Origin of the sequence: Paenibacillus sp. NPDC058367 (assembly GCF_042723305.1) — a bacterium.
GTDB lineage: Bacteria > Bacillota > Bacilli > Paenibacillales > Paenibacillaceae > Paenibacillus_AQ.
Genome location: NZ_JBHXIZ010000001.1, coordinates 108,623 through 133,860 on the forward strand (window position 1 = coordinate 108,623; position 25,238 = coordinate 133,860).

Sequence of the window (25,238 nt, forward strand, 5' to 3'; positions counted from 1 at the left end):
TGGATTCTTTATTCTTCAGCAATTCCAAGCTGTCTTCTGAAATCCTTAGGGGTGCAGCCTACCTGTTTCTTGAATAGCTTTGAGAAATGCACCGGGTCTTTGTAGCCGACCTGATAGGAGATTTGATAAATTTTAAACTGCACATCGTATAGCATTTCTTTTGCCTTTTTAATGCGAATATCTGTTAAGTATTCAAGAAAGGTCATATGCAGTTCTTTCTTAAATAACTTACTAAGCCAAACCGGAGTTACGTGAACCGCAGAAGCTACAATTTGCAGCGTTAGGCTTTCAGCATAATCACGGTGTAAGATCTTCTCAGCTTCGCTAACAATTTGGCTAGGTGTATGCGAAAGCTTTCGAAAGTCGGCAGCAATCTCATGCAGAAAAACCTCTGTTTGTTCACGAAGCGCCTGCAGTGTATCGTATTGCTCCAACAGCTCCCAAACTGCGATCGGATTATTTTTCCAACTCTTAAGGACGGTTCCCTCCGCTCCTCGCCGGAACACTTCGAACAGCCATTCAAAAATTTTCTGCTGGATATCTCTAAGTTGTGTAAGCTGCCAAGACTGTATCATCTCGATAAAGGTATCCATCGCTCTTGTTATATCTTCATCCGAACCATATCGAACTAAATCAAGCATTTCTTCCGGGTTCTGAAGTGACAAGTTATCACTCTCCCCGTCGTAAAATAGCCCTTGCTCAGTGAATAATCTGTTGCCCCCATAAACCGCCTTTTGCTCCATTACACTCACTGCCTCAATATACATATGGTGCAAGTTTCTTGTATTCCCTGGTTTAGTCAGCATTCCTGCACTAGCAGTGATTTTGACAAAATCATTGATTCTTTGAATGAAGAGCTGTGCCATGCCCTGTGCGATATCCGTCTGCTCATGCGAAAGGCTTCCCAGCACGATAATCCAGCGGTTATAACGGTCCTTATAGAGAGCAGAAGGGTGGGCGTATTCCTCTTCAAGCGTCTGATGTAACACATTACTAATCCCGAATAGAATCAGTTCCTTCTCATGCGGATTCTTATTCTCTATCGCTTTTAAATTATCAGCCTCAACGACAATCAACATCGTAGGCTCCTTCAACATCCATTCAAGCTCCAATGTTTGAAGACGGTGGTATCTACGCATTTCAAGATTAGGATCATAAACCTGCTCAATCATTTCCTTTAATAATTCCTCACGCATTTTGGAGATGGCGAAGACCGCCTGATTCTTAAGCATCTGCCGGTTACGATGATCCATCTTCTTTTTATTAATGTTTTCTATCGATTTATCCACCATTTTACCCAGTTCATCCAAATTAATTGGTTTCAAAATATAATCGCATACCCCTATTTTCATGGCCTGCTTGACCAGTTCAAAATCATCATAACCACTTACAATAATCTTCTCAGGCTTATAGTCCTCTTCGGCAGATAAGGCGCTAAGGAATTCAAGACCAGACATGCGGTTCATCTTGATATCTGTAATAATCAGAGCGGGCCTGATCTCAAGTGCCGTACGTAAGGCCACATCACCATCATCCGCAACAAGAACCTCTGTAATATTGTAATCCTCCCAATGAAAGCGATTTCGCAATCCTTCACGAATCTCATATTCATCATCCACTATAAGTACACTAAGCATCTGATCTCCCTCCTGATTCACTTGGATGTACAACTGTTTCTTTTGGAGATTATAGTCTTTAATTTCATAGTACTCGACACGAGTTAGGATTGCACGGAGGTAATCCATAACTTTTATAGGGGGATATTAAATTGCTTTTTCAAATGTGCAGCGTTTGTAAAATAATACAAAAAAGCCGACAGATAAACTCTGTCGACTTCCCCCATTTCTTCATTTTAATTAAAGTTCAACGATCTTCGTAGCAACATTGTTGCAAAATTCCCGATCATGCTCCACAAAAACAAGAGTTGGCGTGTATTCAAGCAACAGCTCTTCAATTTGCATACGTGAAATGACATCAATAAAATTAAGCGGTTCATCCCAAATGTACAAATGAGCTTTCTCACTAAGACTTTTGGCAATCAGTACTTTTTTCTTTTGACCACCACTGTAAGTGGATATGTCTTTATCAAATTGGATTCTAGAAAAATCAAGCTTTCGTAGAATAGATTTAAACAGACTTTCATCGATTCCGTTGTCTCTGGCATAATCCGTTAGATTCCCCTGAAGATTTGAAGTGTCTTGGGATACGTAGGAAATGATAAGCTGATTATCCTTTGTGAGAGTGCCTGTGAAATCTATATCCTCACCACACATCAATTTGATGATACTTGATTTACCTGAGCCGTTTTTACCCGCCAGAGCAATACGCTCACCCTGCTCGATAGTGAAGCTTACGTCAGAACATACCTTTTTTTCACCGTAAAAAATCGAAATATTGTCTAGCTCAGCAAGTTGACGTTTGTGATAGTCAAGCTGTGTAATCTCTAGATTCTCAGAATTTTCGATGTTTTTAAGAAGCTTAGACTTTTCGTTGATCGCAGAATTTTGTCTTTGCTCAATGGCTTTAGAGCGTTTCATCATTTTAGCGGCCTTGTGTCCAATGTAGCCTTTATCGACCTTTGAGCCGGAATTTCTCGTTCCGTTTTTTGTTTTTTCCACTTCATGTGACCAGTTGCCTGTCCGTTTAGAAGAAGCAGATAAGCGTTTAATATCTCTTCTGAGTTTCTCGTCCTCTGCCAGCTCAAAGTTATCTTGTCTGACTTTGTTCTCCCACCAGCTTGAAAAATTTCCTTTTTGAATTTCTATATTCGTCTTATTTATAGACAAAATATGGTCTACACAATTATCAAGAAAAGATCTGTCATGAGAGACCAGAATATATCCACTTTTCGTATTGAGATAATCACTGACCAGCTTTCTTGCCGTCATGTCTAAATGATTGGTAGGTTCATCGATCAATAGGAAGCTATTTTCCTTAATGAAGAGAGTGGCTAACAGCACTTTCGTCTGCTCTCCGTTAGACAATGAGTCAAAGGGCCGATATAACACATCTTCAGAAACCTTTAATAATGAAAGTTCACGCATTAATTTCCAATGAATATAATCCGGAAAAATCCCGCTGATCACATCAATGGTATTAAGCGCCTTGTTATCCACCTGAAAAGGAAAATATTCAAAAGTGACATGGGCAGAAATATTTCCGCTGTATTCATATTTTCCAAGCAATAAACTCAGAAAGGTGGTCTTTCCTCTACCGTTTCTTCCGGTAAAGCCTAATTTCCAATCAGTATCGATTTGAAAGTTTACATTCTCAAAGATGTTATCGTAACTGCCTTCATAGGCAAAGGTTAGATTTGTAACATTTATTAATGACATATAAGTATCCTCCTGTATGAAAAAAATAAAAGCCACAAGAAAGTTACTTTCTTGTGACTCAAATAAATACAGCAAATCTAGCCCCAAACGGAGTTAGATAAGGATATATTGTTCGAGTGAAAAGAAGTAGTAACTTTCTTGCATACAAAAAATAAAACAAACGAAATAAACCGTTTTTGTTGTTTTATTCATCATGTGTCGCAAGAATAATTACTACACTATACTTTTCAACTCCGATCATTAATTTGTATCCATGTTATCATGCCGATTTGTTTTTTTCAACTTTCCGATCCTTAACTCATTAAGAAATCCATTTATTAGGCGTTCGCTAATTCATCTGCAGAGGGTCCGTAAAGGCCCGGCACGGGTATATTTAGAAGTCGGAAATATACCCCAAGCTGTGCCCTGTGGTGAATCATGTGATTCAATCCGATGGTACGAAGCGCGACTGCCCGTGTCTGACGGCGGATAACCGCTGTACCATTACGCAGTGTCCACTCCGCACCAAGCGTCTCCACATTGCTTTCAGAAATTAATTCTTCAATCTTGCGAGCGCTCATATCGAACTCTTGCAGAACCGCGGCGGGGCTCTCCAGCGCTTCTCGTCGATATGGCACAGACGCCAAATCAAACTCCGAGTGAAGCAGAATGGCTGATTGCCAGTTAAGCAGATTGACGAGATGTGTGGATAGCCCACCGAGACTCATTGACTTTTCGTGTGGTTTCCATGTCATATGTTCCTGCGTCAGCTTCTCCAGCATACGACGCGTACCAGCTAACTCCTGCAAAACATCCCCGATGATCAGATCTTTATCCATTCCTCTATCTCCTCTCAAAAATGAAGTACCAACTAAAGTTTATCATAGAGAATCACCCGTGAGTTTTTCGACGATACCCTTCTTCAAAGAACACTCCCTATAAAAGGTCGACACTTGATATCCATCAGATTATATCATTTCCAGGAGGTGGAAAATAACTATAATTAAACTTTACCTTAGAACCTTCTTATTCTTACAGATACATAAAAAAACCTCCCATAAATTAAATGGCAGGTCCGATATGGAATTTTCAGAGGAAGTAGTGACTTCGCTGTCTCTGTTGTTTAGATACTCTCTACTAATTGCATGGTCGTTACACATGTATTATCACTCTTAAAAGTGGAAAGTGCGGCTTTCGCTTTTACACCATCCTGTTCAATCGTTACATTATATTTCTTATCGCGAGGTAACCAAAGATCAATGAATCCGTTAGATTGGGACTTCATAGTTTGATCCACAATCACGTTGCCCGCAGTGTCCTCGACATATACATTAAACTCTTGTTCTGTTAATTCCCCTTGGCATCCGGTCAAGCTATGTGTTGCACACGGGTGTGTATTCTTAACATATGGTGCGATGGAAACAAAAAACTCATCTTTGGGTAAGTCATATTTGGTTGATTGATTGTTGCTGTCGGTCACAATAAGCTGCTCTGAAGTGATGGAAGCAGAGAGGTCTTTCATGCTGCTTGAACTATATTCCTGCACTAATTGTTTAACGTTAGATGTATCGGTTGCTGCGGGTGATTTTTTATCGTTCCCCCCCACAAATAAAACAGCCCCTAAAGCAACTACAACTACTGCACCAGAAGCCATCCAAATTTTTGTCCTCATTGATATTCATCCCCTTCTCTTCGATTCAATCATTTTCATTACACCAATAGTTCACATATGTTTCCTATTATATCATTATTATTACTTCACGAAACCTTATCATTGATGTTAAAGATGCACAAAAAAAGACCCCTTCTGGTTATTCACCGAGAAGAAGCCTTGAATCTTGATATATTATTTAAGCTTGCAGACTATTTACAAGATCACTGATAACATCCGCTAACGGAGTGACTGGACGATTCAGTACTTTCTCTAGATCGCCACTTTCAATATCCAGCCATCCTTCGCGAATACCACGTTGAATCGCAACAACGAATGGCAGAGCAGCTTCTGGTACACCAACCTCAGCCATGATTTTCGCATAAGCTTCGTCGTCAACTTGCAGCACTTTAATTTCTTTACCAATTACGCCACTTATAATTCCAGTCAATTCTTCTTGTGTTAAAGGCTTGCCAGACAATTCATAGACAGAATTCTCATGTCCTTCCCCAGCTAGAACATTAGCAGCAGCTTCTGCATAATCTCCTCGTGCTGCCCAGCCAACTTTACCACTACCAGCAGAAGTTACCCATGGGGCACCTGCTACGGCGCCTTGGATAGACCCAACCTCGTTCTCCATGTACCAGTTGTTGCGAAGGAAACTGTAAGGAATTCCGGTAGCTCGAATGGCTTCCTCGGTTACACGGTGTACTTCAGCAAGGAACAGCTCACTCTTCTCTGCATGTCCTACACTTGTATAGGCAATGAATCCAACACCAGCTTTAGCGGCTGCATCAATAGCTGCCTTATGTTGGCGAATCCGAGTCTCGTTATCTCCATCTGAAGATACAATTAGCAGTCGATCCACACCGGCAAACGCAACATCCAATGTTTCCGGCTTATCAAAGTCACCATGACGGACTTCCACACCACGCGCTTTAAGATTACTTGCTTTATCTGGATTCCGGACACTAACTACAAGGTCCCCTGCGGGTACAGTTTTAAGTAGAGACTCTATCACTAATGATCCGAATTGACCTGTTGCTCCTGTTATTGCTATTTTCATTTTAAAATCCTCCTAAAATTATGATAAATTTTATCCTCTTAATAATTGTTTACCTGTAACTATCGTAGTTACATTCAAAAAAGATGTCAACTCCTTTATTTTTATAGCCTTTACTCAACCTAATAAATACAAACAACCCTCGCGGTATCCGGTTGGAATACAGCGAGGGCTCGAATGAATATATCAGCTCCATATTAATTTAATAACCGTTCCCTTACCTATGTGACTTTCTACAGTAATCTGGCCACCCATACATTCGATCAGACCTTTAGAAATCGCCATACCGAGCCCAGAACCGTTGGAGGTAGACGCTGTATCCGTTCCTCGATAATATCGTTCAAATAGCCGAATCATTGTTTCTTCATCCATTCCATCGCCGTCATCAGCAAATTGAATGATAAATCCGGTCTCCCTTTCTTTATGAATAAGCGAAACGGTCAACTTCGTATCCGGTGGGTTGTGGAGCAGCGCATTCGCAGTTAAATTGTTGACAACCCTCTCTAGCCATGGCGTATACAATTGAGCTCTAACTTCGGTTTGTGCAGGTAGAAATACTATTCGCTGCTTCCCATAGGCAGGATTGGCAGCAGCTTGTTCGAGAGCTTGTTGCAGCCAAGTGTTCAATTCAACTTCCATCGTCTCAGGTGGTTTAATTCCTGACTTTAGACGATAGGTCATTGCAAGATCACTGATCAGCATGTCCATATGGGCCGATTTATCTAGCATAGTCGTTGTAAACTTACGGACTTCCTCTTTCGACCAATCGTATTTTGGTTCTGCCAGTAAATGAGCATATCCTGTGATTGAGGATAATGGGGTTTTCAAATCATGAGTAACACCAGCGATCCATTCTTCGCGTAAGCTCTCCGTCTCCTCCCGCATGACTTGATCTCTCTTCAAGGTTGCCGATAATTTCTCAATTGAAACCATCACATCAGCAAAAACACGGTACCTTCTCCTCCATTTTAAGGCGGGTGTTCGACTGCGACGAAGTCCTTTACGATCCGTTGGCTCTGTATAAATGGCATTTCCGATGGAATCGAGCCATACGAGCATATGCAGCATTGGCGCACCAAAACGATGTGCTTGCCATAAGGAAAGCAACACAAACGCGATCAATAATGCGATAAGCATGGCAAATGAACCGATGATCACGACTTTAACTTCTTCTGGTACCCACATTTTTTTGCCTGGATCTGTCCCTTTGATATTGGGTTCTCCCACGATCCAAGTACGACCTGAGTCCTTATCAAAAGAAGAAAGAACATGGTACCCATATCGTTCACTGTACAGGGTGCGAAGTGCAAGCTCTTGAACGGAGTACTGAGTGGGTATCACATTAGGTCTATTATAAGAAACCACTTCATTGCCTGATGAATCTATAAGTTGAACAAAAGCTTGGGCCGATTTAATTTCTTTTTCAAGTTCATCAGGAAGTACTGGCTCCCCTTTCGCAGCAGCGAATGTCCCCTCACTCACTTTCTTTAATAGTGGACTTAATACATTAGGCGCACCATACACCAGTGCGAGCTGTTTACCATCCTTTTCTTGAATCCATAGTGCCAGATTATAAGGAAACGGCTGAGTGCCCGTCCAATAAGCAACTACTTCGCCAGGGCCATATTGAATGGGTACATCTTTAGGTGTATTATAGGCACTCTCAACTTGCCCATCTTCATTTAGACTTTGTAGCCAGCCATTATTTTTCTTCACTTGCTCCAGTAAACTCGGAGAAAAATGTATGCCATCCTTATCAATCTTAGAAGATTCTACCAATTGTTCAAGACCCACATTGGCAAAATCACGCGAGAGACTAATATCAAGAAACCGCAGCAAAATCCAAGTAAATGTTATGGCAGAAATAGCGAGTACTACCATGCCCGTAATTGCGAGCTGAAGAACAAACTTAAACGTTAACCGGCGCTTAATATTCATGGCGCAGACAACTCTTGACGTTCTACTTTAACCAGTTTGTACCCAAGACCTCTAACATTAACAATAAACTTCGGATCGGATGGGTCTGCTTCTATACGCTCTCTTATACGGTGAATATGCACCATGACCGTATTATCATCACTTAAGGCTTCTTCACCCCAAACCTTTTCATATAATTCACTTTTGCTGAATATTTGATTGGGGTGTTTACATAAGAACAGCAGCAATTGGAATACAAGTGCCGGACAAGAGACCGACTCACCCTCAACCAGCAGCTCCCCTGCCGTCTCATCCAGTTTAAATCTCCCGTAATCGTAAACGTTCGCAGATTTGCTGTGAACTGTCGCTGTGATCTTATCAGTATCTGATGGAGCAGGTGAACTTAAGTACCGCCGCAACTGCGCTCTTATTCGAGCGACAACTTCAAGTGGATTAAAGGGTTTAGTGATATAATCATCTCCACCTATAGCAAATCCGGTCAGCTTATCAAAATCAGAGGTTCGAGCCGTAAGAAACAGGATAGGTGCGTCCGTCGTCTGCCGGATAAAAGGACAGATTTCAATTCCACTGCGCCCTGGCAACATCACATCCAATACAATCAAATCATATTTTTTGGCTTCGCAGGCGCTTATCGCTTCTTCACCCGTCACCGCAGTATCAATATTTAAATAACCCTCTTTGCGTAATACAGTCTCCATAATCTCCAAAAGCGATTGTTCATCATCTACAAGTAAAATCGATGCTTCATTCATTGTGAAATTCCCTTTCCAAATAGCCCTTGTTTTTATCATCATAGCATGATTCTTGACGCTATCAATCGCACTTACCTTAACAGAAGCTTAATTCGTATTCGTCTACTACACCAAAAGTTAAGATCGTATTAATGCTGTGTTTCAGAAGAGCTAAGACTCATTTGCTATAATTTGACTAATGGGAGGCGATATTCTTGAAAAAAAGCTCTAAAAAAATAATCAGCATACCGGGAATGTCAGCAAAAACAGTTTTGGCAATAGGATCACTTGCCTTGCTATTAACAGCTTGTGGAGGAGGAAAAACGGATATGAACAATAATGCGAAAGTGGAGCAAACATCCAGTTCAGCTGTAGAATCAAACGAAACAATGTTCCTGCCTGATGATCTGCCAAATTTTCTGCTTAAAGGGAACTATAAAGAAATGTACGCCCACTTTAGTCAGCCTTTGAAAGATGAGGTTAGTGAAGCTGAATTAGCTGAGACCGCTAAGGAATTCACAAAGGATATCCAGACACTGAATAAAGCTTCTGATATGCAGCTTAATGGATTTGATCGACGTACTTGGGTGAGTGATGCAGGTAATAAAGGGCTTATCGGAATGTTTGATCCGGATGGAACCATTTCATTATTCCAGATTCAAGAACTGACATCCTCCCCTGAAACCGACTCGAAACTTAGCAAGCAGGAATACGCGTTGCCTTTCGAAGGTGACTGGTTTGTATTTTGGGGCGGAAAGAATATTCTCGTAAATTATCATTATGAAGTAGAGATCCAGCGATACGCTTATGATTTCATCAAAGCCAAGAATAACTATTCTTATAAAGGGGATCCGCTAAAAAACAAAAGCTATTATGCCTTTGGCGAAAAAATTCTCGCCCCTGCGGATGGTACAATCGTATCGGTTGTGAATGATATTAAAGATAATGAACCTGTCGGTGTCATGAATCCAAACCAGGCAACCGGCAATAACGTGATCATCGACCACGGTGGTGAATACAGCCATCTAGCTCATCTAAAGAAAGGCTCGATTACAGTTAAGGCGGGCGATATAGTTAAAAAAGGCGATGTCATTGGACTGACAGGTAACTCAGGCAACTCTAGTGAGCCCCATTTGCATTTCCAGATTTCTGACGGAGTAGATTTGTTCAACTCTCGTTCAATCCCTGTTAGGTGGGAGAACGGATTGAATCCAATCCAAGGCGAGACGATTACCGCCACTGAATAGCGATCATTTTGGGTTGATAAGGTTGTCTCTCCTAGGAGATATTCGGACGAGACAACCTATACCTAAGCTTGAATACATACAAATAGGTCGATTTACAAATATTAATAGGCCTATAGTGACTAAATACTGATCTCTTCTCTGAAGAAAGGAAGTGTTACACCAGATGACTTTACTCCTTGGGTCACATGTATCCATGACTGGACCAAAAATGCTCCTTCGAGCTAGTGAAGAGGCAGCATCTTATGGAGCGACCACCTTCCTAATATATACCGGAGCTCCTCATAATACTCGCCGTAAGCCCATTGAAGCTTTGAATATTGAAGCTGGACAAGCTCACATGAGAGATAATGGCATTTCAAATATCGTTGTACATGCTCCATTTATTGTTAACTTAGGGAATACGCTATCCGCTCAGGTCTTTGAACATAGTATTGAGTTTCTTCAATCAGAGATTATTAGAACGGAAGCTTTAGGCTCTACACAAATTGTCCTGCATCCCGGTTCCCATGTGGGTGCGGGTCCACAGGCCGGAATTTCTCGAATTGTAGAAGGCTTGAACGAAGTGCTGTCCGATAAACGAAATGTTCAGGTTTCATTAGAGACCATGGCGGGAAAAGGTAGTGAATGCGGAATTACATTTGAGGAATTAGCAGCGATCATTGATGGAGTTACTAATAACGAGCGCCTGTCTATTTGTCTGGACACTTGCCATATCCACGATGCTGGTTATAATGTGAAGGAAGATTTTGATGGCATATTGGATCAATTTGATCGCATAATTGGAATAGAACGCCTAAATGTCATTCACGTAAATGATTCAAAGAATATCATCGGCTCGCGAAAAGACAGGCACGAAAATATCGGACATGGATATATCGGCCTTCAGGCGCTTCGATATGTAGTCCACCATCCACAGCTAACAACCATTCCCAAGCTCCTGGAGACCCCCTCCATCGGTGAAAAGAAATATGTCAACCCGCCCTATAAGCATGAGATTTCATTGCTACGAGGAGAAACGGATGAGCCGATAAAACAAGCATAAACGCCTTCGGCGTCCTTATTAGGACGGTAAGCGTTTATGCTATAAACTATAATCAATTTATCCTTTTGCAGGATCATTCGTAACAGGTGCGGTTTCGTTCACTTGGAGTTTCTTTAGCGAGTTTTTCTTTGCGGTTAATTCTTTTGACAGATCAGCTTGCATACGATTTAAGGTTTTTATCTCATCATTCAGCTTTTTGATTCGCGACATTTTACTGCTCAAATCTGTGTGAGACTTGCTAAATTTCATATCCTGTTCTAATTGATTAATTTTAAATTTAGATTTTTCTTTTTTGTTCTGTGTGCTCTTGATTTTGTTTTCGAGCTCGGTAATTTCTTGTTGTAATTTAGTGATCATTGGTTTAGTAAAATTAATTGCCATTCTTACACCTCATATCATATTGTGTTGCTGAGAGACTATTCTACTATAAAAAGAGCAAAAAAGCACACTCATTAGAGTATGCTTCAAAGGTTCACATATTTTAAAAATAATCAGAGAAATAAGGATGCTCTGGTCTAATCAGTCCTTCCAGCAAATGAATCGTGGCTTCATCCGTCTGAATACGTCCGATGCGAGCCAGGTAGGTTGGCCGCTTATAGCCCATTAACAGGGTTGTTAAGGTAGGAATATCAATCGTAAGTGAAGGATTTAATCCCCCTTCTCGCAGGGTCCCCTTCCCTTCTTTATCTACAGTTAGTGAAAATGTCCCTCGATTCCATTCCAGCATCGGATCGCTTAAGTTGAAAATGAGCTCACAGTCTTTGTCCTGCCGTTTAAAAGGATACTGTTCGATAAATAAACGAACATCTACAATCCGTGCCATAAAGTATGGAGCGATCGTTTCCTTGATATCCCCATCATCTAATATGAATGACAACGGTTCTCCTTTATAAATATCCCCTTTAACCAGCTTAATCATTGAAAAGTGCGCACTAATAAAATTCCACAAGCCCGTTCGAGCCTCTTCAACAATGTATACCATCTCTTTGATATAAAATATTTCTTCGGCGACCCAATACAACAAGTACCCCATGGGTTCATCGTTGTTATTGTAATAAATACCTACCGTCATATCATCTAAATCCCACCGCAAATATTCTTCCCAAGCTAACTCATTACGAATCATCGCCCCATGATGCTGCACGGCAAACTGATCATAAATCACTTTGATATCTGGATGTTCAATGGATACACGTTCCACATTTCCTGGGACATTTCTCATTTTTGGCAACTGTGTATCCGGCACTTCAAATGAGATCTTATCAGTGATGATTTCCCAGCCTTTTCTTCTATAATAAGGGATTGAATACGGATAAAGATAAGATATCGATTGTTTACGATCCCGCATTTTAGTTAAAGCATGAAGCATCAGTTTATTCATTAAACCTAAATTGGCATATTCGGGATAGGTTCCAACACCCGTTAATCCACCCATCTCATAGATATGCCCAAAAATATTAACCTGAAATGGGTATACGGCTAACTGAGAGATGAGCTTGTCTCCATCAAACCAACCTACAACATCAGCATACTTAAGAACTGGCAACTTAGCCTGAGTGATTTCACGATTCTCCCAGCCAAAGATTTGCAGATCACGATTGGTCACTTGAAATACATAACGTAATAGATTATTAAATTGTTCTGCGTGCTTAGTCTCGACATTAGCTAATCTGATTCTATCCTGTAACTTACTGCGACTCACTGTTATTACCTCCGATAAATTGACCACTTTTTAAGCTTAGATCACTAGCTTGATCACATTGACTCAACGCATAGTATTCTTTATATACGTTGAATCAATGCATAAGGTGTCCTTTATCTTGAGATTTCTTGATCCTTACCCAATGAGTTCCTTTGTAATCTAGGGATCAACGCGTAAGCAAACGTGATGAATGGACTTAACCATAAGAAAGTTGCATAAGGCGCATATTCTATCACGGGCACACCCAGAGTCACTGCGAAGAAGGCACCACTGACACCCCATGGAATTAATGGATTAACGAGAGTGCCGCAATCTTCTAGCGTACGGGACAGTGTCTTCGCTGGAATACCACGGCGATTATATTCATCTTTGAACATTTGACCTGGCAAAAGAATCGAAAGATACTGTTCACCAGTCATGCCATTTACCGCTATGGATGACGCTCCGCTCATAAGTACAATGCTGCTTTTACGCTTGAGTGGTTGAATGAGTTTACGGAAAAAGGCCTCAATGACACCGCAATGCTGAATCAAACCACCTAAGGATAAGGCAATTAAGATTAGAGATACAGACCACATCATCGATTGCATTCCTCCGCGGTTCACGATAGAAGCAACCATTTCATTCGCGATATTACTGTTATATCCACTCTGCATTACACTAAACCAGACATCGATTTCAGTCTGCTGCTGAATCAAAGCCGTCACAAGAAGACCACTGACAATACCAACAACTAACGTAGGCAGGATCGGTATCCGCTTGATCGAACAAGCGATGACAGCTAGCGGAGATAGCAGCGTTAACCAATGAATATGGAATCCATCTTGTAACGCATGCTTAATGTCTTTAATCGAGGATAAGTCGATCGAATTCCCCTTTGGAGCGAACAGAAAAAAGAGAGTGGTGATAACAAGCGCCGGCACCGTAGTGTATGCCATATTACGAATATGTGTAAACAAGGATATACCCGCTACTGCAGGTGCAAAATTCGTTGTATCGGAAAGTGGCGACATTTTATCACCAAAACAAGCCCCACTGATAATTGCTCCAGCAGCCAAAGTTGGGGAAATCCCCGTAGTTACTGCAATTCCCATTAAAGCAACGCCGATGGTGCTAACTGTCGTGAAGGAGCTTCCAGTGAACATCGAGACGATGATCGTGACATATAATGCGCTCACCGCAAAATAATTCGGATTAATATAATCCATACCATAATATAAAAGCGACGGTACAGTACCGCTCATCATCCACACAGCGATCAGAATTCCAATCAGCATGAGGATAAGAATTGGCATTATGGCCGTTTGTATTCCTTGAATAATGGCTGATTCGATCTTCTTCCAAGAGAAACCAAACATTCCTAGTAAGACGGCCGTGCCTATTGTAGTTACGAGAAGCGGTAGATGCGGCTCCGCTTTCAATAGAAAGATGGATACAAATAGAAGTGCTAAAATAAAAACGATGATGATCATGCTTTTTGAGAAACTAAGCTGTCGTTCCATGAAAATAATGCTCCTTAACATTGTATTGGGTATAAAAATAATGATCGAACGCTTCCGCACTTTTAAGCTTTTTTGCTTTTTGGCATTGAAGCGCAGAGGTAATCTTAACGAAAAGACTGAGAACAGTCAATGTAAAGAACATACATTGAAGGAATTTCCATAAAAAGTTCATAAGTATAGGCGAGAAATAAAAAGAGTGCTGGCAATTATGCCAACACATTTGACTTGGTTCTTAACCCAGCTCACTACAATTTTAATTGCCAGTGTTTTTAGGTGTTCTCTGTTCTGATGAAACGTAATTTAACGGGTAAGACTGACTCCCTAGCAACATCCTATGACCCTGAAACTCATCATATAGATTTATACGAACGCTGCCTCCCCTTAATATTTTGTGGAAGTTACTATTAAATGAGGTTGAGTATGATTTATTCTTACCCATTGGCAAATCAGACCCCAGCTGCAAAGTCTTCTCCATGGATTGTCCGTAAGGGTCAATAATTTCTAAGACTAGCTTATGCTCATAGGCACCTGCTTCAAAAGCGTCTTTTTCGAATAAGCTATAATTCATAACAATATCTAATGTACCTTTCTCTTCAGTAATCGTACCCACTGCATTTGCAACCGAAAGGTTGTAAGGGAATAGATCGACACTTGTTAGATTATTCTGTGAGATTGCTGTCATAGGGGTAAGTGCTAATTTAACACTATTGATAAATCCAGTGGATGTTCCCCCTAAATCTGTAAGCTTACCGTCAGCAACCCCTTCCCCAATATAAAGCACAAGCTCAGACGTATTCACCCCTTGCGGAAGTTTACTCCAGATTGTAACCAGGTTTTTACCATTTGGGCTTGTTGGAGTTGTCGATTGGCTAACCACCGCCTTGAAAAATTGGTTGTCAGGTGTTTTGTAATAAGCCACAAGCTGTGCCTGTTTCGACTGACGTGGTTCTTCGTTAATCATTTCCAGTTCCGTATAGATCAAGCTAGAACTGTTTTCATTATAAGTGGTTGTCCAACGCTCGCGAACTTTTGCTTTTCTGCCTAACGAGCTCATTTGGTAAGATTCACCAGCAGCAATCGTATTGATCACATTATTTAGCGAATTTGTATTCATAGAGAGAAACTTCGTGATTTCATCACCAGAGGTATCTTGTAACACTATCTTTAGCTGATTGAAACTATAAGTATATGGAACTCTCGCTATCACATAGATCTCTGTCGCTTCATTGGGAGCAAGCATCAATTGCGTATTTGTGGTCACGATCTGGGCTGTACTGCTAAGATCACTCATTCCTGCTTTAACTATAGCTTTTAAAGAAGGTAGCTGTACTGAGGTTAAGCCGGTGTTACGGATGCTGATAGTAGTTACGATTTGATCACCATCATCCCAAGGCAAACGCTGATAGGATCCAAGTTTCACCATGAATTTCCCGTAGCTATTCTCGACCGAATACCCTTGTCCTATCAGATTATTGTTTTCTAGAGCATAAGGTATGTTATACAGCGCAGTTGGGAAAATAACTTTGTCGTCAACAGCAGGTTCCGTCCACTCTAGCTTTAACGTACCTTGATTAAGTATTAATGGCACATCCGCCCTGAGACTGACGATCTTCTCTTCAAGCGGTTTCAATGTTAAATTGGCAAGTGCTTTTGAGTCTACTGGAATACTAAGTCCTTCAGCTGCTTTAACCGTAAGCTCGTATGCAGGTAGAGTGATAGGTTTATTCCCAAGATTCTTAAGTCGGAATTGAAGATTCCATTTCGCGGAGTCATTCTCCGAATATACGGAAGCACTCTTCAATTGCGTTTCAACTGTATTATTCTTTACAGAAATCTTCTTAACAGCATAATTAGCCACAGCAAAGTCGACAGTTGTTAATGCAGGAAGCTTAAACGATTTAACAGGTAGCATTATTTTCAAAGTTTCATCTTCTTGCGCAAATTGCAATATCATATGTTCAGTCTTCATATAGGAAGGGACTTCTGTTAAATAGTAAACCGTCTTCTTCTCTTGGGACTGTACATTGATACTGCTTCTCGCATCCTCCTGCTTAAGTTCGAACACCGAGCCACCGGCTGATTTCAGGTAAGCAATATAAGTGGAGCCGCTTAGCAATTTTTTACCCAAATTCGTGAAACTAACGCCTACTCTCATATATACTTTTCCATTCCTTTTAAGCCTTTGTAGACTTTCCGCTTTGATGTTTACTAGCAGATTATCCATCGTGAGCTTCCTGCTCTGGCCTTGTGGAACGACAACTGAATAACTTGCCGGAATAGCGAATTCACCTAGCTTTTTCTGATAATCCTGGCTACTGAAATCCCACTTCAATAGGGACACTTTGGTGCCGTTTAATTTTGTAGACTCTCCAATATTCACGTAGTTAGTTACAATTTGACTACTCATTGAAGGAATATTTTTTTTAGTAACATCTCTCGTGACAGGTTTACCTTGTATGACTGTCCCCCCAGTTGTAGTAACCCTTGAGAAATAATCTACGTGAGCTACACTATTGGTACTACTATTGCTATAACTAAGTGTGTATATAAGTATATTACCGCTCGGTTGCTCTAAAATATCCATATCTATTAGCTTCACGTTGACATTGTTTTTTAAAGCGATCGACCCAAGTTTGTCAAGAGTGAATACCGCTGCAGTTGAAGCACTTGTCGGTGCTGCGTAAATGCTGTTTGCAAGAGGTTGGCTTAACATCATTGCGCTGAGCAGAACTACAGCATATGTCTTTAGTGATTTGTGCATGAGTCCCCCTCCTTATACAAAATCCTGTTTAATACATCTATTCATTTAGAACGATTGTTACTCGATTCTGGATCAGCTTTGCAACAGCTTCCGCAGATTTTTGTCCACTGAAGAATGATGAGGACTCCTCTCCAATAATAGAAAGCACTTTAGTATCCAGTTCCGCATATTGATCTACCGTATGAATGATTTCTTTAAACTTAGTAAATTCTTCATCAGAAACCTTAGCTACTTTTCCGGTTGGAAGCTTATATGCACCACTTTTCATCTTTTCCTGAATATCGTTTAAATTCTTATCGTTCACGGATTGGAGCAGTGAGAATCCTTCTCTATCTTGCAATGACTGTGCTTCTTCAGATAACAAGAAGGTCATAAACTTATAAGCTTCTTCTTTCACCGGAGTATTGGCTTGTATGGCGAGCGATGATGAAGGAATGATTCTCATACCACCAGTCTGACCTGCATGTGGCTTTTGAAGGTACACCGGATTTTCAAAGTAAGAATATGGACCATCGATAAAGTCTGTTGGTGACCATATAACGATGGAGTTAAAAAGCTGATTACCTATCTCCGCTGGCTCCGAAGTCATAACTTGTTCTTTATACATTTTCTTGACTTGTTCCAACAGCTCCACAAAATCAGGCGAGTCGAACTTCGCTTGTTTCGCTTCACTATCAACAAACAAATTATAATTATCAATAGCCATTTCTTGGAGTGTCATTTCCGCTGGGTACTCCGTTAGGGCATAAAGTTTGTTTTTAGCGTCCTTCCCAGTCAGTTGTATAATTTCCTTCGATTGCTCCCCAAACTCTTTCCAAGTCCAATTCTTATCGTCAATCTTCACATTTGAGTTCTTAATCATATTTCCATCACCTATGAACGCTCTAAAAGCGTACCCGGTAGGAATGAAGTATAGACCGTCGCTCACCTTCATTGCGTCCAACACATTCATTTCTAAATCGCTCTTATTTACCGTTTTATCGTGTTCAAATATATCATTCATGTTCACAAGCAACTTTTTACTCACATAATCATTGATTGAAAAGGCGCTTACATCAAAAATATCTGCACCTTTTCCAGAGAGTAGGGCTGTATTCGTTGTTTTTTTATATTCTACATAACCATTCTCCCCCCACTCGTTTCCCTCTTCTTTATATGCCTTAATTTGTAGGTCGATATCCGGGTATTTCGCTTCAAACTTTTTCTCTAGCGCCTGATAGAATGCACTCGATTCTGCTAGAGATAGAGTTAAGATTGTCTTCCCCTCTTCAGTTGTCGTTTTCCCCTTACTTTCCACTTTCTCATTACCTCCGGAATTACATGCCGTTGTCACTATCAAAGCACCCATTAATAGTACAAAAATAGATCTTTTAATCATTTGATTTCCTCCTCCTATTTTCTCGTTTATATGATTTCTTATTGCAGTCGAACTCGGTTCCCGTCTTCAAGAGGTTCATTACTTTCCAGAATAATTGAATCCTCCTCATAGAGAATATCCGATTGAATCATCGTTTCTTTCTCGTTCTTTTCACTAGAGTGAATACGGACTTTTTGAGCGACAAAAACATTGCCTAATGCCCCCCGCTGCTCGTCAACTTTATAGACAAACAAACCTTCGCGATCCTCATGAATAGCTTCATTGGATAGGAGTAATCCTTCTTGGAGTGAATGTTTTTCGATTTTGATCCGAGCCTGTTCACCTCCTTTAAGTTCTGGATCAACGACTTTTATTCTCAGATTCTTTTGAGGAATGGTTTGAATCTTCCCGGACTCATTACTAGAGGGGCTATCAGTACGTGACTCTGAATTCGCAACTTCTTCAATGGAGCCGTTTAGGGTCCGGGCTTCTTGTCCATGATTCATATCAACCTCAACCTCTATCTTTTCTCCAGCAGAAATCCCTAAACTGGACAAATGCACGGAATCCATAATAATATCCAATCTGTAACCCCGACTACTGTTGGATACAATTACATCCGGTTCTCCCATTGGAGCTAACCCTTCGACGGCATTTAGTTTTGAAATCAGACCATCGAAAGGAGAAAATAGTTGTTTTTCAGTTGTTAGACGATTTTTTAACCCGTTAATCTTATTTTCCTGAGCTAAGATATCTAATTTACCTTTTTCGATATCACGTCTTGCATTTCTGATTTTGAATTCATCCTCCTCCAGCGCGGATTGGATGTACTGATCTTGCCTATTCTGTTGATCAATTTTCTGCTTTTCTAAATTTGTTATTTCATCTTTCAATTCTTGCTCAGCCGTTTTGCTCTCATAGATAATAAGCTTTTGTCCCTTTTTTACACGTTGTCCTTCTTTCACTAGAATTTGTTCGACCTTTAGTCCGGAAGTACTCGAAAGTTTAACTTCAGCAAGTGGCTGCAATATCCCACTACCTTCAATCGTAAATAAAAGATTTCCCTTTGTTGGTTTTTCGGTTCTAACTTTCGGCAAGGTCAAAGTTTGTATCGTGTTACTGAACAATGTAAAAAACAACAATAATCCCATAAAAACCATGAAGACGATTTGAATATTTCGTTTACGTCTACGATCAGTCGGCTTTATACCTAACTCCATATCCCGTCATTCTCCTCCAATCAACCTTTGATACCAGACAATTGAACGCCTTCAATAAAATACGATTCCGCATACAGAAACAGCATCACCATCGGAGCCATATAAAGTATGGATGCAGCAAAAGCAATGCCTCGCTCGCCTTCATTGATCCTCGATAAAAAGACTGACAATGGCTGTTTAAACGGATCATCAAGAAAAATAAGCGGCTGCTCCACCATATTCCAATAATCCACAAACAATAATATGACTAGTGCTGCCAGACCAGGTTTAATCATCGGAATTATAATCTTGTAGAAAATCAGAAAATGTCCAGCACCATCCATTTTGCTTGCTTCGATATACGCATACGGTATATCTAGCATGAACTGTCTGAGCATGAACACACCAAAAGCTGCGAAAATTCCAGGCAATATAATTGCATATGAACTATTTAATATTCCTAGCCTATCCGCCATAATATAGTTCGGTACTAGCGTCACTTGGAAAGGCATAAGCATCGTTAGAACATAAATAAGAAACAAAGGATCTCGTCCCCGGAATTTCAGCTTCGAGAATGCATAGGCAGCGAGTGCTGCTACTAATGTTTGTCCTGCAATGATGGGCACAACCATGAATACTGAGTTCCAGAACATCGTCAGATATTTAGGGTTGTCTAGGAGAACCTTAGTATACTGGTCCAAGGACACTTGATCCGGCAGCAATTTTAAATTTACAAAAGGATCTTCTCTCCCTTCAATCACCTCATTCATCTGCCCGATAGGTCCATAATTGATCTCAATTTCTTTCTCTGTCATAAGCGAATTTGTGAATGTGATCACAATCGGGAATAATAACAAGACTGCAATAATAGCCATGACGAATGTTAATGTCCCTTTTCGCAACACTTTGACAACTGGCACAACCTTTTCACCCCTATTCCATGAATTGTCTATGCCTCCGTTCAAATGCAAACAATCCCAACACGATCAATAAAATACAACCAAACATTAAGGTCGCCGCGGCAGTCAGCTTCTGAACATCGAGCGACATGAACATATTGTTCATATAATGCTGCAGCATGTAGATACTGTCATGCGGATACTCGCCTGCGATCAAATACGTTTCTCGAAACACTTTGAATGAATTAATGATCGACATGATGATTACAAAAAACATCGAAGAGGTTAGATAGACAAGCGTAATACTGCGAAACTGCCGTAATCGTCCAGCACCTTCAATTTGAGCTGTTTCATAATAATCCTTTGGAATTTGCTGCAATCCCGCCAAGAATAAAATCACGTTATAACCAATGTTCTTCCATAAATAAACAACAATGATTACATTTCTAGCTGCATCCGTCTTCATCCAATCCACACGACCGATACCGAAGTTGTTCAGCCAGGCGTTAAGCGAGCCATTCCAATCGAAGAGCATCTGCCAGATCAGAATGATGGAGGCGACAGGTACGACAAGCGGCAACACGTATCCAGTCCTCAGCCAATTCCGAAGATATGTATTTTTATTCAATAGCATTGCTAATCCTAACGAGAGTACAAGCATTAGTGGAACACTTATCACGCTAAAATAAAATGTATTAGATGCTGCTTTACGGAAAGAATCGCTATCTAGCAGCTCTCGGTAATTATCAAACCCTACAAAATGGCCCTCGATCGTGCTGTCCATAAAAGAATAGAATACTCCCATAACAAACGGTATAAGGTAAAACATCGCGAAGCCGATACCGCTTGGTGACAGGAATATTATTGCCGCTGAAACATCCTTTCGGAGCCATTTCTTCATACTTGGGTTTATCATTCTTTCAATAACCTCCTTCCTGTACTTAGAATAGGTAAAACTTTTTAAAAAGAAGTACGGTATATATTAAGTATTTCTTAAATTTCAAAGAATGAATTCTCAGAGAACACAAAAAAACCGTTGATGAAATATCAACGGTTAATCGAGTACAGCTCCACAGCCTGCGTATCCATAATTGGATTTATATATCTCTCTAACGTAATCGTTAATGGCTGAGGATAGTTCTTCGCATCCGTGCCAAAATTATATCCAAACTCGTTCACGGCTGAGCCATCCTTAGAAGTCGTATAGCTGCTGAAGCTACTTGTGGAAGGTGCTCTATTATATACCTTCCCTTTTGCGTCAGTAAAAGTCTCAGCAAGTCTAGTAGAGCCTTCTAAATATTGAGCATTCTCAATATTACGAATTAAGAGGATTTCTCCTTCCTCTACGTTATTCTCTTGCTTTGGCGTGACTAACTCAAGTCCAGTTCCGGGCGCTTCAATAAGCTGATATTTGTTAAGATCCACGACAATTTTCATTTGATCCTTTTCGACTGCCGAAATTCCGAATGCTTTCAACGTCACAGAATCCGGCTGCTGGCTGCCCTTACTATTCTTGAACACTAACGTGAACTTGGAGTTGTCAGAGTAGACTTCGGAATTGTCAGAATTGATGATATCGGGGTAATACAACTTCTCAACTGCTTCCCCTTTTTTACTAATCAGTACTGGATTAATTAATTGAAAAATTTGTTTATCATTATTTTGATCATACTCCAGATCTACATAAGTGCTAAGCGGAGTATATTGAACTTGATTCACTTTAATCTTTTGCCCGTCCACTGTCAGTGTTCCGTCTGTATCCAGCATTCGTTCCTGTGCTTTAAGCATGTCAGGATCAAGCTCGAAAGCAACATCTAGGCTAGTCCGATACTTATTACTACTGGATAGGAGAGCCTTATCTGAAGTTTCGGTAAGAATTATATTATAGTTTACTTTATTTGGATATTTTACCAATGGTGAAAGTTTAGTGGAGTATATAAAATCCATAGACTGCCCAGGTTGAATTCGGCTCTCGTTAGCGAGCATACTTAATGATGCGCCTTTGTGAAGAGGCGACTCCTGTATCCCTTCAAATTTAAGCTCAAAATCCGCGTGTATAACTACTTCGTCCGTATTGTTCTGAACACTGTATAAAACATAAACCTTCCGCCCATCTGTAACGGCACCTGTCACATCTATCCGGTAACCCTTGTTTTCCGCACTTTGACCGACCGGCACAACGAGATTCTGCTCAAGAGCACTGGCTAGCGCAGGCTCTAACCTTGAGAACGAGCGATAAGCTTTGAAATTATCCGTGTTTTTAGTGCTTGCCGATTGTACTGAAGGTTGTGCCACTCCCTTATTCGGTAATCCGATTGTTGAGTATGTAAACAGTAACGCAACCGCTGCAGCTGCAACCACGCCCATACCTGTAGTATAGATGCGTCGTTTTTCTCGCTTCTTCCCTTCCACAATTCCCTTTTTCATAGCGTTGTAGATTTTCATCTCCTGTATTGTTTCGACATTCTGTTGCATATCATCGATGTTCTTACGTAGAATACGTTCTTCTTTTTCTGTCATTCCATTCACCTCCAATATCGCTATAGATAACTTCGAAGCTGTTTGAGTCCTTCGCGCAGCCAAGTCTTAATCGTACCTTCTGGCCTTTTTAGTACTTTGGCAATTTCAACAGTGGTCATGTCATGGTAGTATTTCAGCGTTACGACATGCCGGTATTTAGGTTTTATCCGATTCATCGCACGCTCCAGGTCAATTCGGTCATTACTCTTCATTTCCTGTGCCGCTTCCTCCACCAGCTTCTCCGCTACAATCACACGCTTTTTGCGCCGTAGCTCATCCATGCAACAATTGATCGTTATTCGGATCAGCCAAGGTGTGAAGGACTGTTCATCCTTTAATTTTTTACGTTTCATCCATGCCCTGCATGACGCTTCTTGGATCACCTCCAGCGTGTCTGCCTCTGTTCGTAAATAACTGTAGGCAATAGCGTACATTTTTCGATGCTCCACATACAATCGACTAAAAAAAGCTTCTTCATCCATTTGCGCAAAATCTACCATTCTGACTTCATCCATTGTGTTTTCCACCTTCCACCACCCCCTCTATCTTCTATCAGGAAGATGCATCCACCTCATATATCTATAAGTAAGACGGAGTTGAACGTAAAAACGATTGATTTTTTTCAAATTCATTTCATATGTAGTAAAATAGTAACGTTAAGTACAACCTTTAGAGCATTTTGTGAAAAGAGGTGGATCAGTGCTAAAAGCTGACAGACAGGCGTATATCCTAAAAAAAGTAGAGACCGAAGGCCGCGTCGTTGTCCAAGAATTAACACAGGAATTAAATGTAACAGAAGATACCATACGAAAAGATTTACAAAGCTTGTCGAAGCTGGGACTTCTCAAACGAATTCATGGTGGTGCTCATAGCCTTATTAGTGACATGAAAGATTTCAATTCACGTGTAGAATTTAATAGCCAGACCAAAGCTGACCTAGCTAAACGAGCTTGCACACTTATTGAGAATGCAAAGGTTATTTTTATTGATGGCGGGTCCACAAATTTAAAAGTAGCTGAGAACATCCCTGAGCATTTTGATGGAAGAATTATAACCAATTCCCCCTCAATTGCGTTATCGCTGTGCCGGCTGTCCAAAGCTAGTATAACCTTGTTAGGTGGCGACCTCGATAAAAAGAACCAAGTCTTATTCGGAGCCGCAACGCTTAGAGCGATACAACAAATTCATTTAGATCTAACAATCCTTGGCGTATCCACGCTGGATTCAAAGGTGGGCATAACTGTTCCCTCTTATGAGGAATCCATTATTAAGAATCAACTTTTTGAACAATCTTCCATGGTTATCGCCATAGCTACGAAAGAAAAGCTGGAGAAAATATCCACTTTTTTTGTAGCCAAGGTATCCGCGTTAGACTATTTAATCACTGAAGGTACAGTAGACAATAAAATTGTTGATACATATAACAAACTCGGCGTTAACGTAATTACAGTATAGATACTTTCTAAATTTGTACAAAAAAAGATGAACACCTTTGAAGCTTGTGCTCATCTTTCATTTAAAAAGCTCTCAATAGCCTCATAAGAATCTTGATTATGTTGCTTATTATTGATCGTTTTCGAAGTAATCTCAATAAATTTAGCGTTTGGGATATATTCTGAGAGTAATCTCCCGTAGGTGTATGGATGAATAGGGTCAAGTTGACTAGCAAGGATCAATGTGGGCAGCTTTAAGTTCTTCCAAGCCTCACGATCATGATTAGGACAATCCATTGGCAGCTTCACAAACTTCATCGAGGTTTCTTTTACATAAGGATATTTAAACTGCCCTAATAGGGATTCACCCGCATAAGTAGATAATGAATTTATGGATTTATAGACCTCTGAATTTTCGTATCTATTTTGGGCAGTCAGAGGATCTGTATCCTGCAGTACATCATGAATTCTTGCAAAAGCTTCACGAACCAACTTCTCTTGCGGTTTATCTTCCCAAGCTGGACGTGACAAAATAAGCTTCTTAACGCTATCCGGGTACCTCAATGCCAAATGAAGCGACACCCCAGCACCTGTGGAAATCCCCCCAATATTGAATTGACTGATATGAAGGTATTCCGCTAAAGCCATCACATCTTCGGCGAATTGTTTAAAAGAAAAATCATCCGCATGGCCGAACGCCACAGTCTTTCCATGACCTCGAAAATCTAGTGAAACCCTTCGGATGTGATTTGATTGCTTCATTAAACCGAAAGTTTGATTAACGTCACCGCCCAGACCATGAAGAAAAATAAACGGCTCTCCATCCTCTCCATCATCTTCATAATAAAATCGAATGTGCTCGTAGGTAAAGTAAGGCAT

Annotated in this window: 21 protein-coding genes; 3 read left to right on the forward strand and 18 right to left on the reverse strand. The window is 40.5% G+C overall.

What is annotated here, in order from left to right; translation table 11 throughout:
* Positions 1–8: 8 nt before the first annotated feature.
* From ACFWMP_RS00350 to ACFWMP_RS00380, 7 genes are all read right to left on the reverse strand, one after another.
* Complete coding sequence (locus ACFWMP_RS00350) at positions 9–1,637, reverse strand: response regulator transcription factor (protein WP_042188117.1); 1,629 nt, start codon at positions 1,635–1,637, stop codon at positions 9–11.
* A 219-nt stretch (positions 1,638–1,856) separates the two neighbouring features.
* The gene (locus ACFWMP_RS00355) at positions 1,857–3,335 is read right to left on the reverse strand and encodes an Lsa family ABC-F type ribosomal protection protein (protein ID WP_042188115.1); all 1,479 of its coding nucleotides are present in this window, start codon (positions 3,333–3,335) and stop codon (positions 1,857–1,859) included.
* A 317-nt stretch (positions 3,336–3,652) separates the two neighbouring features.
* A complete protein-coding gene (locus tag ACFWMP_RS00360; RefSeq protein WP_076285748.1) occupies positions 3,653–4,153 on the reverse strand; it encodes a DinB family protein in 501 nt (166 codons plus the stop codon).
* A gap of 284 nt (positions 4,154–4,437) precedes the next feature.
* Positions 4,438–4,986, reverse strand: a complete 549-nt coding sequence (locus ACFWMP_RS00365; RefSeq protein ID WP_042188111.1) for a CueP family metal-binding protein — start codon at positions 4,984–4,986, stop codon at positions 4,438–4,440.
* A 178-nt stretch (positions 4,987–5,164) separates the two neighbouring features.
* Positions 5,165–6,031 carry an SDR family oxidoreductase gene (locus ACFWMP_RS00370; RefSeq protein ID WP_339248091.1) on the reverse strand — a complete coding sequence of 289 codons (867 nt, stop codon included), beginning with the start codon at positions 6,029–6,031 and terminating at the stop codon, positions 5,165–5,167.
* Between the two features lie 183 nt (positions 6,032–6,214).
* Positions 6,215–7,966 carry a sensor histidine kinase gene (locus tag ACFWMP_RS00375; protein ID WP_379421640.1) on the reverse strand — a complete coding sequence of 584 codons (1,752 nt, stop codon included), beginning with the start codon at positions 7,964–7,966 and terminating at the stop codon, positions 6,215–6,217.
* A complete protein-coding gene (locus ACFWMP_RS00380) occupies positions 7,963–8,718 on the reverse strand; it encodes a response regulator transcription factor (RefSeq protein WP_042188104.1) in 756 nt (251 codons plus the stop codon). Before ACFWMP_RS00380 ends, ACFWMP_RS00375 begins: the two co-directional genes overlap by 4 nt.
* A gap of 308 nt (positions 8,719–9,026) precedes the next feature.
* Here ACFWMP_RS00380 and ACFWMP_RS00385 point away from each other — a divergent pair, with 308 nt between their 5' ends.
* Both ACFWMP_RS00385 and ACFWMP_RS00390 read left to right on the forward strand, forming a co-directional pair.
* Positions 9,027–9,944 (forward strand): M23 family metallopeptidase, encoded by a 918-nt coding sequence (locus tag ACFWMP_RS00385; protein ID WP_379421641.1) that lies wholly within the window; start codon positions 9,027–9,029, stop codon positions 9,942–9,944.
* A gap of 163 nt (positions 9,945–10,107) precedes the next feature.
* Positions 10,108–10,986 carry a deoxyribonuclease IV gene (locus ACFWMP_RS00390; protein WP_379421642.1) on the forward strand — a complete coding sequence of 293 codons (879 nt, stop codon included), beginning with the start codon at positions 10,108–10,110 and terminating at the stop codon, positions 10,984–10,986.
* A gap of 57 nt (positions 10,987–11,043) precedes the next feature.
* On the opposite strand, the gene ACFWMP_RS00395 is transcribed toward ACFWMP_RS00390, so the two are convergent.
* The 10 genes from ACFWMP_RS00395 to ACFWMP_RS00440 form a co-directional block, all read right to left on the reverse strand.
* Entirely contained in the window at positions 11,044–11,367 is a 324-nt protein-coding gene (locus tag ACFWMP_RS00395; RefSeq protein WP_042188099.1) for a coiled-coil domain-containing protein, read from the reverse strand.
* A gap of 100 nt (positions 11,368–11,467) precedes the next feature.
* Positions 11,468–12,688 carry a GNAT family N-acetyltransferase gene (locus tag ACFWMP_RS00400; protein WP_042188097.1) on the reverse strand — a complete coding sequence of 407 codons (1,221 nt, stop codon included), beginning with the start codon at positions 12,686–12,688 and terminating at the stop codon, positions 11,468–11,470.
* A gap of 113 nt (positions 12,689–12,801) precedes the next feature.
* A complete protein-coding gene (gene nhaC / locus ACFWMP_RS00405; protein ID WP_379421643.1) occupies positions 12,802–14,190 on the reverse strand; it encodes a Na+/H+ antiporter NhaC in 1,389 nt (462 codons plus the stop codon).
* Positions 14,191–14,443: 253 nt separating this feature from the next.
* A complete protein-coding gene (locus ACFWMP_RS00410) occupies positions 14,444–16,951 on the reverse strand; it encodes a hypothetical protein (RefSeq protein WP_379421644.1) in 2,508 nt (835 codons plus the stop codon).
* Positions 16,952–16,988: 37 nt separating this feature from the next.
* Positions 16,989–18,329: an ABC transporter substrate-binding protein gene (locus ACFWMP_RS00415; RefSeq protein ID WP_379421645.1), complete on the reverse strand. Its 1,341-nt coding sequence runs from the start codon at positions 18,327–18,329 to the stop codon at positions 16,989–16,991.
* A gap of 38 nt (positions 18,330–18,367) precedes the next feature.
* A complete protein-coding gene (locus ACFWMP_RS00420; RefSeq protein ID WP_379421646.1) occupies positions 18,368–19,528 on the reverse strand; it encodes an efflux RND transporter periplasmic adaptor subunit in 1,161 nt (386 codons plus the stop codon).
* A gap of 20 nt (positions 19,529–19,548) precedes the next feature.
* Positions 19,549–20,382 carry a carbohydrate ABC transporter permease gene (locus tag ACFWMP_RS00425; protein WP_379423450.1) on the reverse strand — a complete coding sequence of 278 codons (834 nt, stop codon included), beginning with the start codon at positions 20,380–20,382 and terminating at the stop codon, positions 19,549–19,551.
* 58 nt (positions 20,383–20,440) lie between these two features.
* A complete protein-coding gene (locus ACFWMP_RS00430; RefSeq protein ID WP_379423452.1) occupies positions 20,441–21,307 on the reverse strand; it encodes a carbohydrate ABC transporter permease in 867 nt (288 codons plus the stop codon).
* A gap of 146 nt (positions 21,308–21,453) precedes the next feature.
* Positions 21,454–22,926: a DUF4179 domain-containing protein gene (locus tag ACFWMP_RS00435; RefSeq protein WP_379421647.1), complete on the reverse strand. Its 1,473-nt coding sequence runs from the start codon at positions 22,924–22,926 to the stop codon at positions 21,454–21,456.
* Positions 22,927–22,946: 20 nt separating this feature from the next.
* The gene (locus ACFWMP_RS00440; protein ID WP_042188081.1) at positions 22,947–23,441 is read right to left on the reverse strand and encodes an RNA polymerase sigma factor; all 495 of its coding nucleotides are present in this window, start codon (positions 23,439–23,441) and stop codon (positions 22,947–22,949) included.
* A 184-nt stretch (positions 23,442–23,625) separates the two neighbouring features.
* Here ACFWMP_RS00440 and ACFWMP_RS00445 point away from each other — a divergent pair, with 184 nt between their 5' ends.
* Entirely contained in the window at positions 23,626–24,381 is a 756-nt protein-coding gene (locus ACFWMP_RS00445) for a DeoR/GlpR family DNA-binding transcription regulator (RefSeq protein WP_379421648.1), read from the forward strand.
* Positions 24,382–24,431: 50 nt separating this feature from the next.
* Here ACFWMP_RS00445 and ACFWMP_RS00450 read toward each other — a convergent pair whose 3' ends face one another.
* Positions 24,432–25,238 carry an alpha/beta fold hydrolase gene (locus tag ACFWMP_RS00450; protein ID WP_379421649.1) on the reverse strand — a complete coding sequence of 269 codons (807 nt, stop codon included), beginning with the start codon at positions 25,236–25,238 and terminating at the stop codon, positions 24,432–24,434.

What these genes read in the sequence shown, in the direction of transcription:
- ACFWMP_RS00380 (WP_042188104.1), bottom strand. Translation starts at nt 8,718, where the DNA reads ATGAATGAAGCATCGATTTTACTTGTAGATGATGAACAATCGCTTTTG.
- ACFWMP_RS00415 (WP_379421645.1), bottom strand. Translation starts at nt 18,329, where the DNA reads ATGATTAAAAGATCTATTTTTGTACTATTAATGGGTGCTTTGATAGTG.
- ACFWMP_RS00435 (WP_379421647.1), bottom strand. Translation starts at nt 22,926, where the DNA reads ATGACAGAAAAAGAAGAACGTATTCTACGTAAGAACATCGATGATATG.
- ACFWMP_RS00410 (WP_379421644.1), bottom strand. Translation starts at nt 16,951, where the DNA reads ATGCACAAATCACTAAAGACATATGCTGTAGTTCTGCTCAGCGCAATG.
- ACFWMP_RS00440 (WP_042188081.1), bottom strand. Translation starts at nt 23,441, where the DNA reads ATGGATGAAGTCAGAATGGTAGATTTTGCGCAAATGGATGAAGAAGCT.
- nhaC (WP_379421643.1), bottom strand. Translation starts at nt 14,190, where the DNA reads ATGGAACGACAGCTTAGTTTCTCAAAAAGCATGATCATCATCGTTTTT.
- ACFWMP_RS00390 (WP_379421642.1), top strand. Translation starts at nt 10,108, where the DNA reads ATGACTTTACTCCTTGGGTCACATGTATCCATGACTGGACCAAAAATG.
- ACFWMP_RS00360 (WP_076285748.1), bottom strand. Translation starts at nt 4,153, where the DNA reads ATGGATAAAGATCTGATCATCGGGGATGTTTTGCAGGAGTTAGCTGGT.
- ACFWMP_RS00355 (WP_042188115.1), bottom strand. Translation starts at nt 3,335, where the DNA reads ATGTCATTAATAAATGTTACAAATCTAACCTTTGCCTATGAAGGCAGT.
- ACFWMP_RS00385 (WP_379421641.1), top strand. Translation starts at nt 9,027, where the DNA reads ATGAACAATAATGCGAAAGTGGAGCAAACATCCAGTTCAGCTGTAGAA.
- ACFWMP_RS00425 (WP_379423450.1), bottom strand. Translation starts at nt 20,382, where the DNA reads ATGGCTATTATTGCAGTCTTGTTATTATTCCCGATTGTGATCACATTC.
- ACFWMP_RS00365 (WP_042188111.1), bottom strand. Translation starts at nt 4,986, where the DNA reads ATGAGGACAAAAATTTGGATGGCTTCTGGTGCAGTAGTTGTAGTTGCT.
- ACFWMP_RS00420 (WP_379421646.1), bottom strand. Translation starts at nt 19,528, where the DNA reads ATGGAGTTAGGTATAAAGCCGACTGATCGTAGACGTAAACGAAATATT.
- ACFWMP_RS00350 (WP_042188117.1), bottom strand. Translation starts at nt 1,637, where the DNA reads ATGCTTAGTGTACTTATAGTGGATGATGAATATGAGATTCGTGAAGGA.
- ACFWMP_RS00375 (WP_379421640.1), bottom strand. Translation starts at nt 7,966, where the DNA reads ATGAATATTAAGCGCCGGTTAACGTTTAAGTTTGTTCTTCAGCTCGCA.
- ACFWMP_RS00450 (WP_379421649.1), bottom strand. Translation starts at nt 25,238, where the DNA reads ATGCCTTACTTTACCTACGAGCACATTCGATTTTATTATGAAGATGAT.
- ACFWMP_RS00370 (WP_339248091.1), bottom strand. Translation starts at nt 6,031, where the DNA reads ATGAAAATAGCAATAACAGGAGCAACAGGTCAATTCGGATCATTAGTG.
- ACFWMP_RS00430 (WP_379423452.1), bottom strand. Translation starts at nt 21,307, where the DNA reads ATGAAGAAATGGCTCCGAAAGGATGTTTCAGCGGCAATAATATTCCTG.
- ACFWMP_RS00395 (WP_042188099.1), bottom strand. Translation starts at nt 11,367, where the DNA reads ATGGCAATTAATTTTACTAAACCAATGATCACTAAATTACAACAAGAA.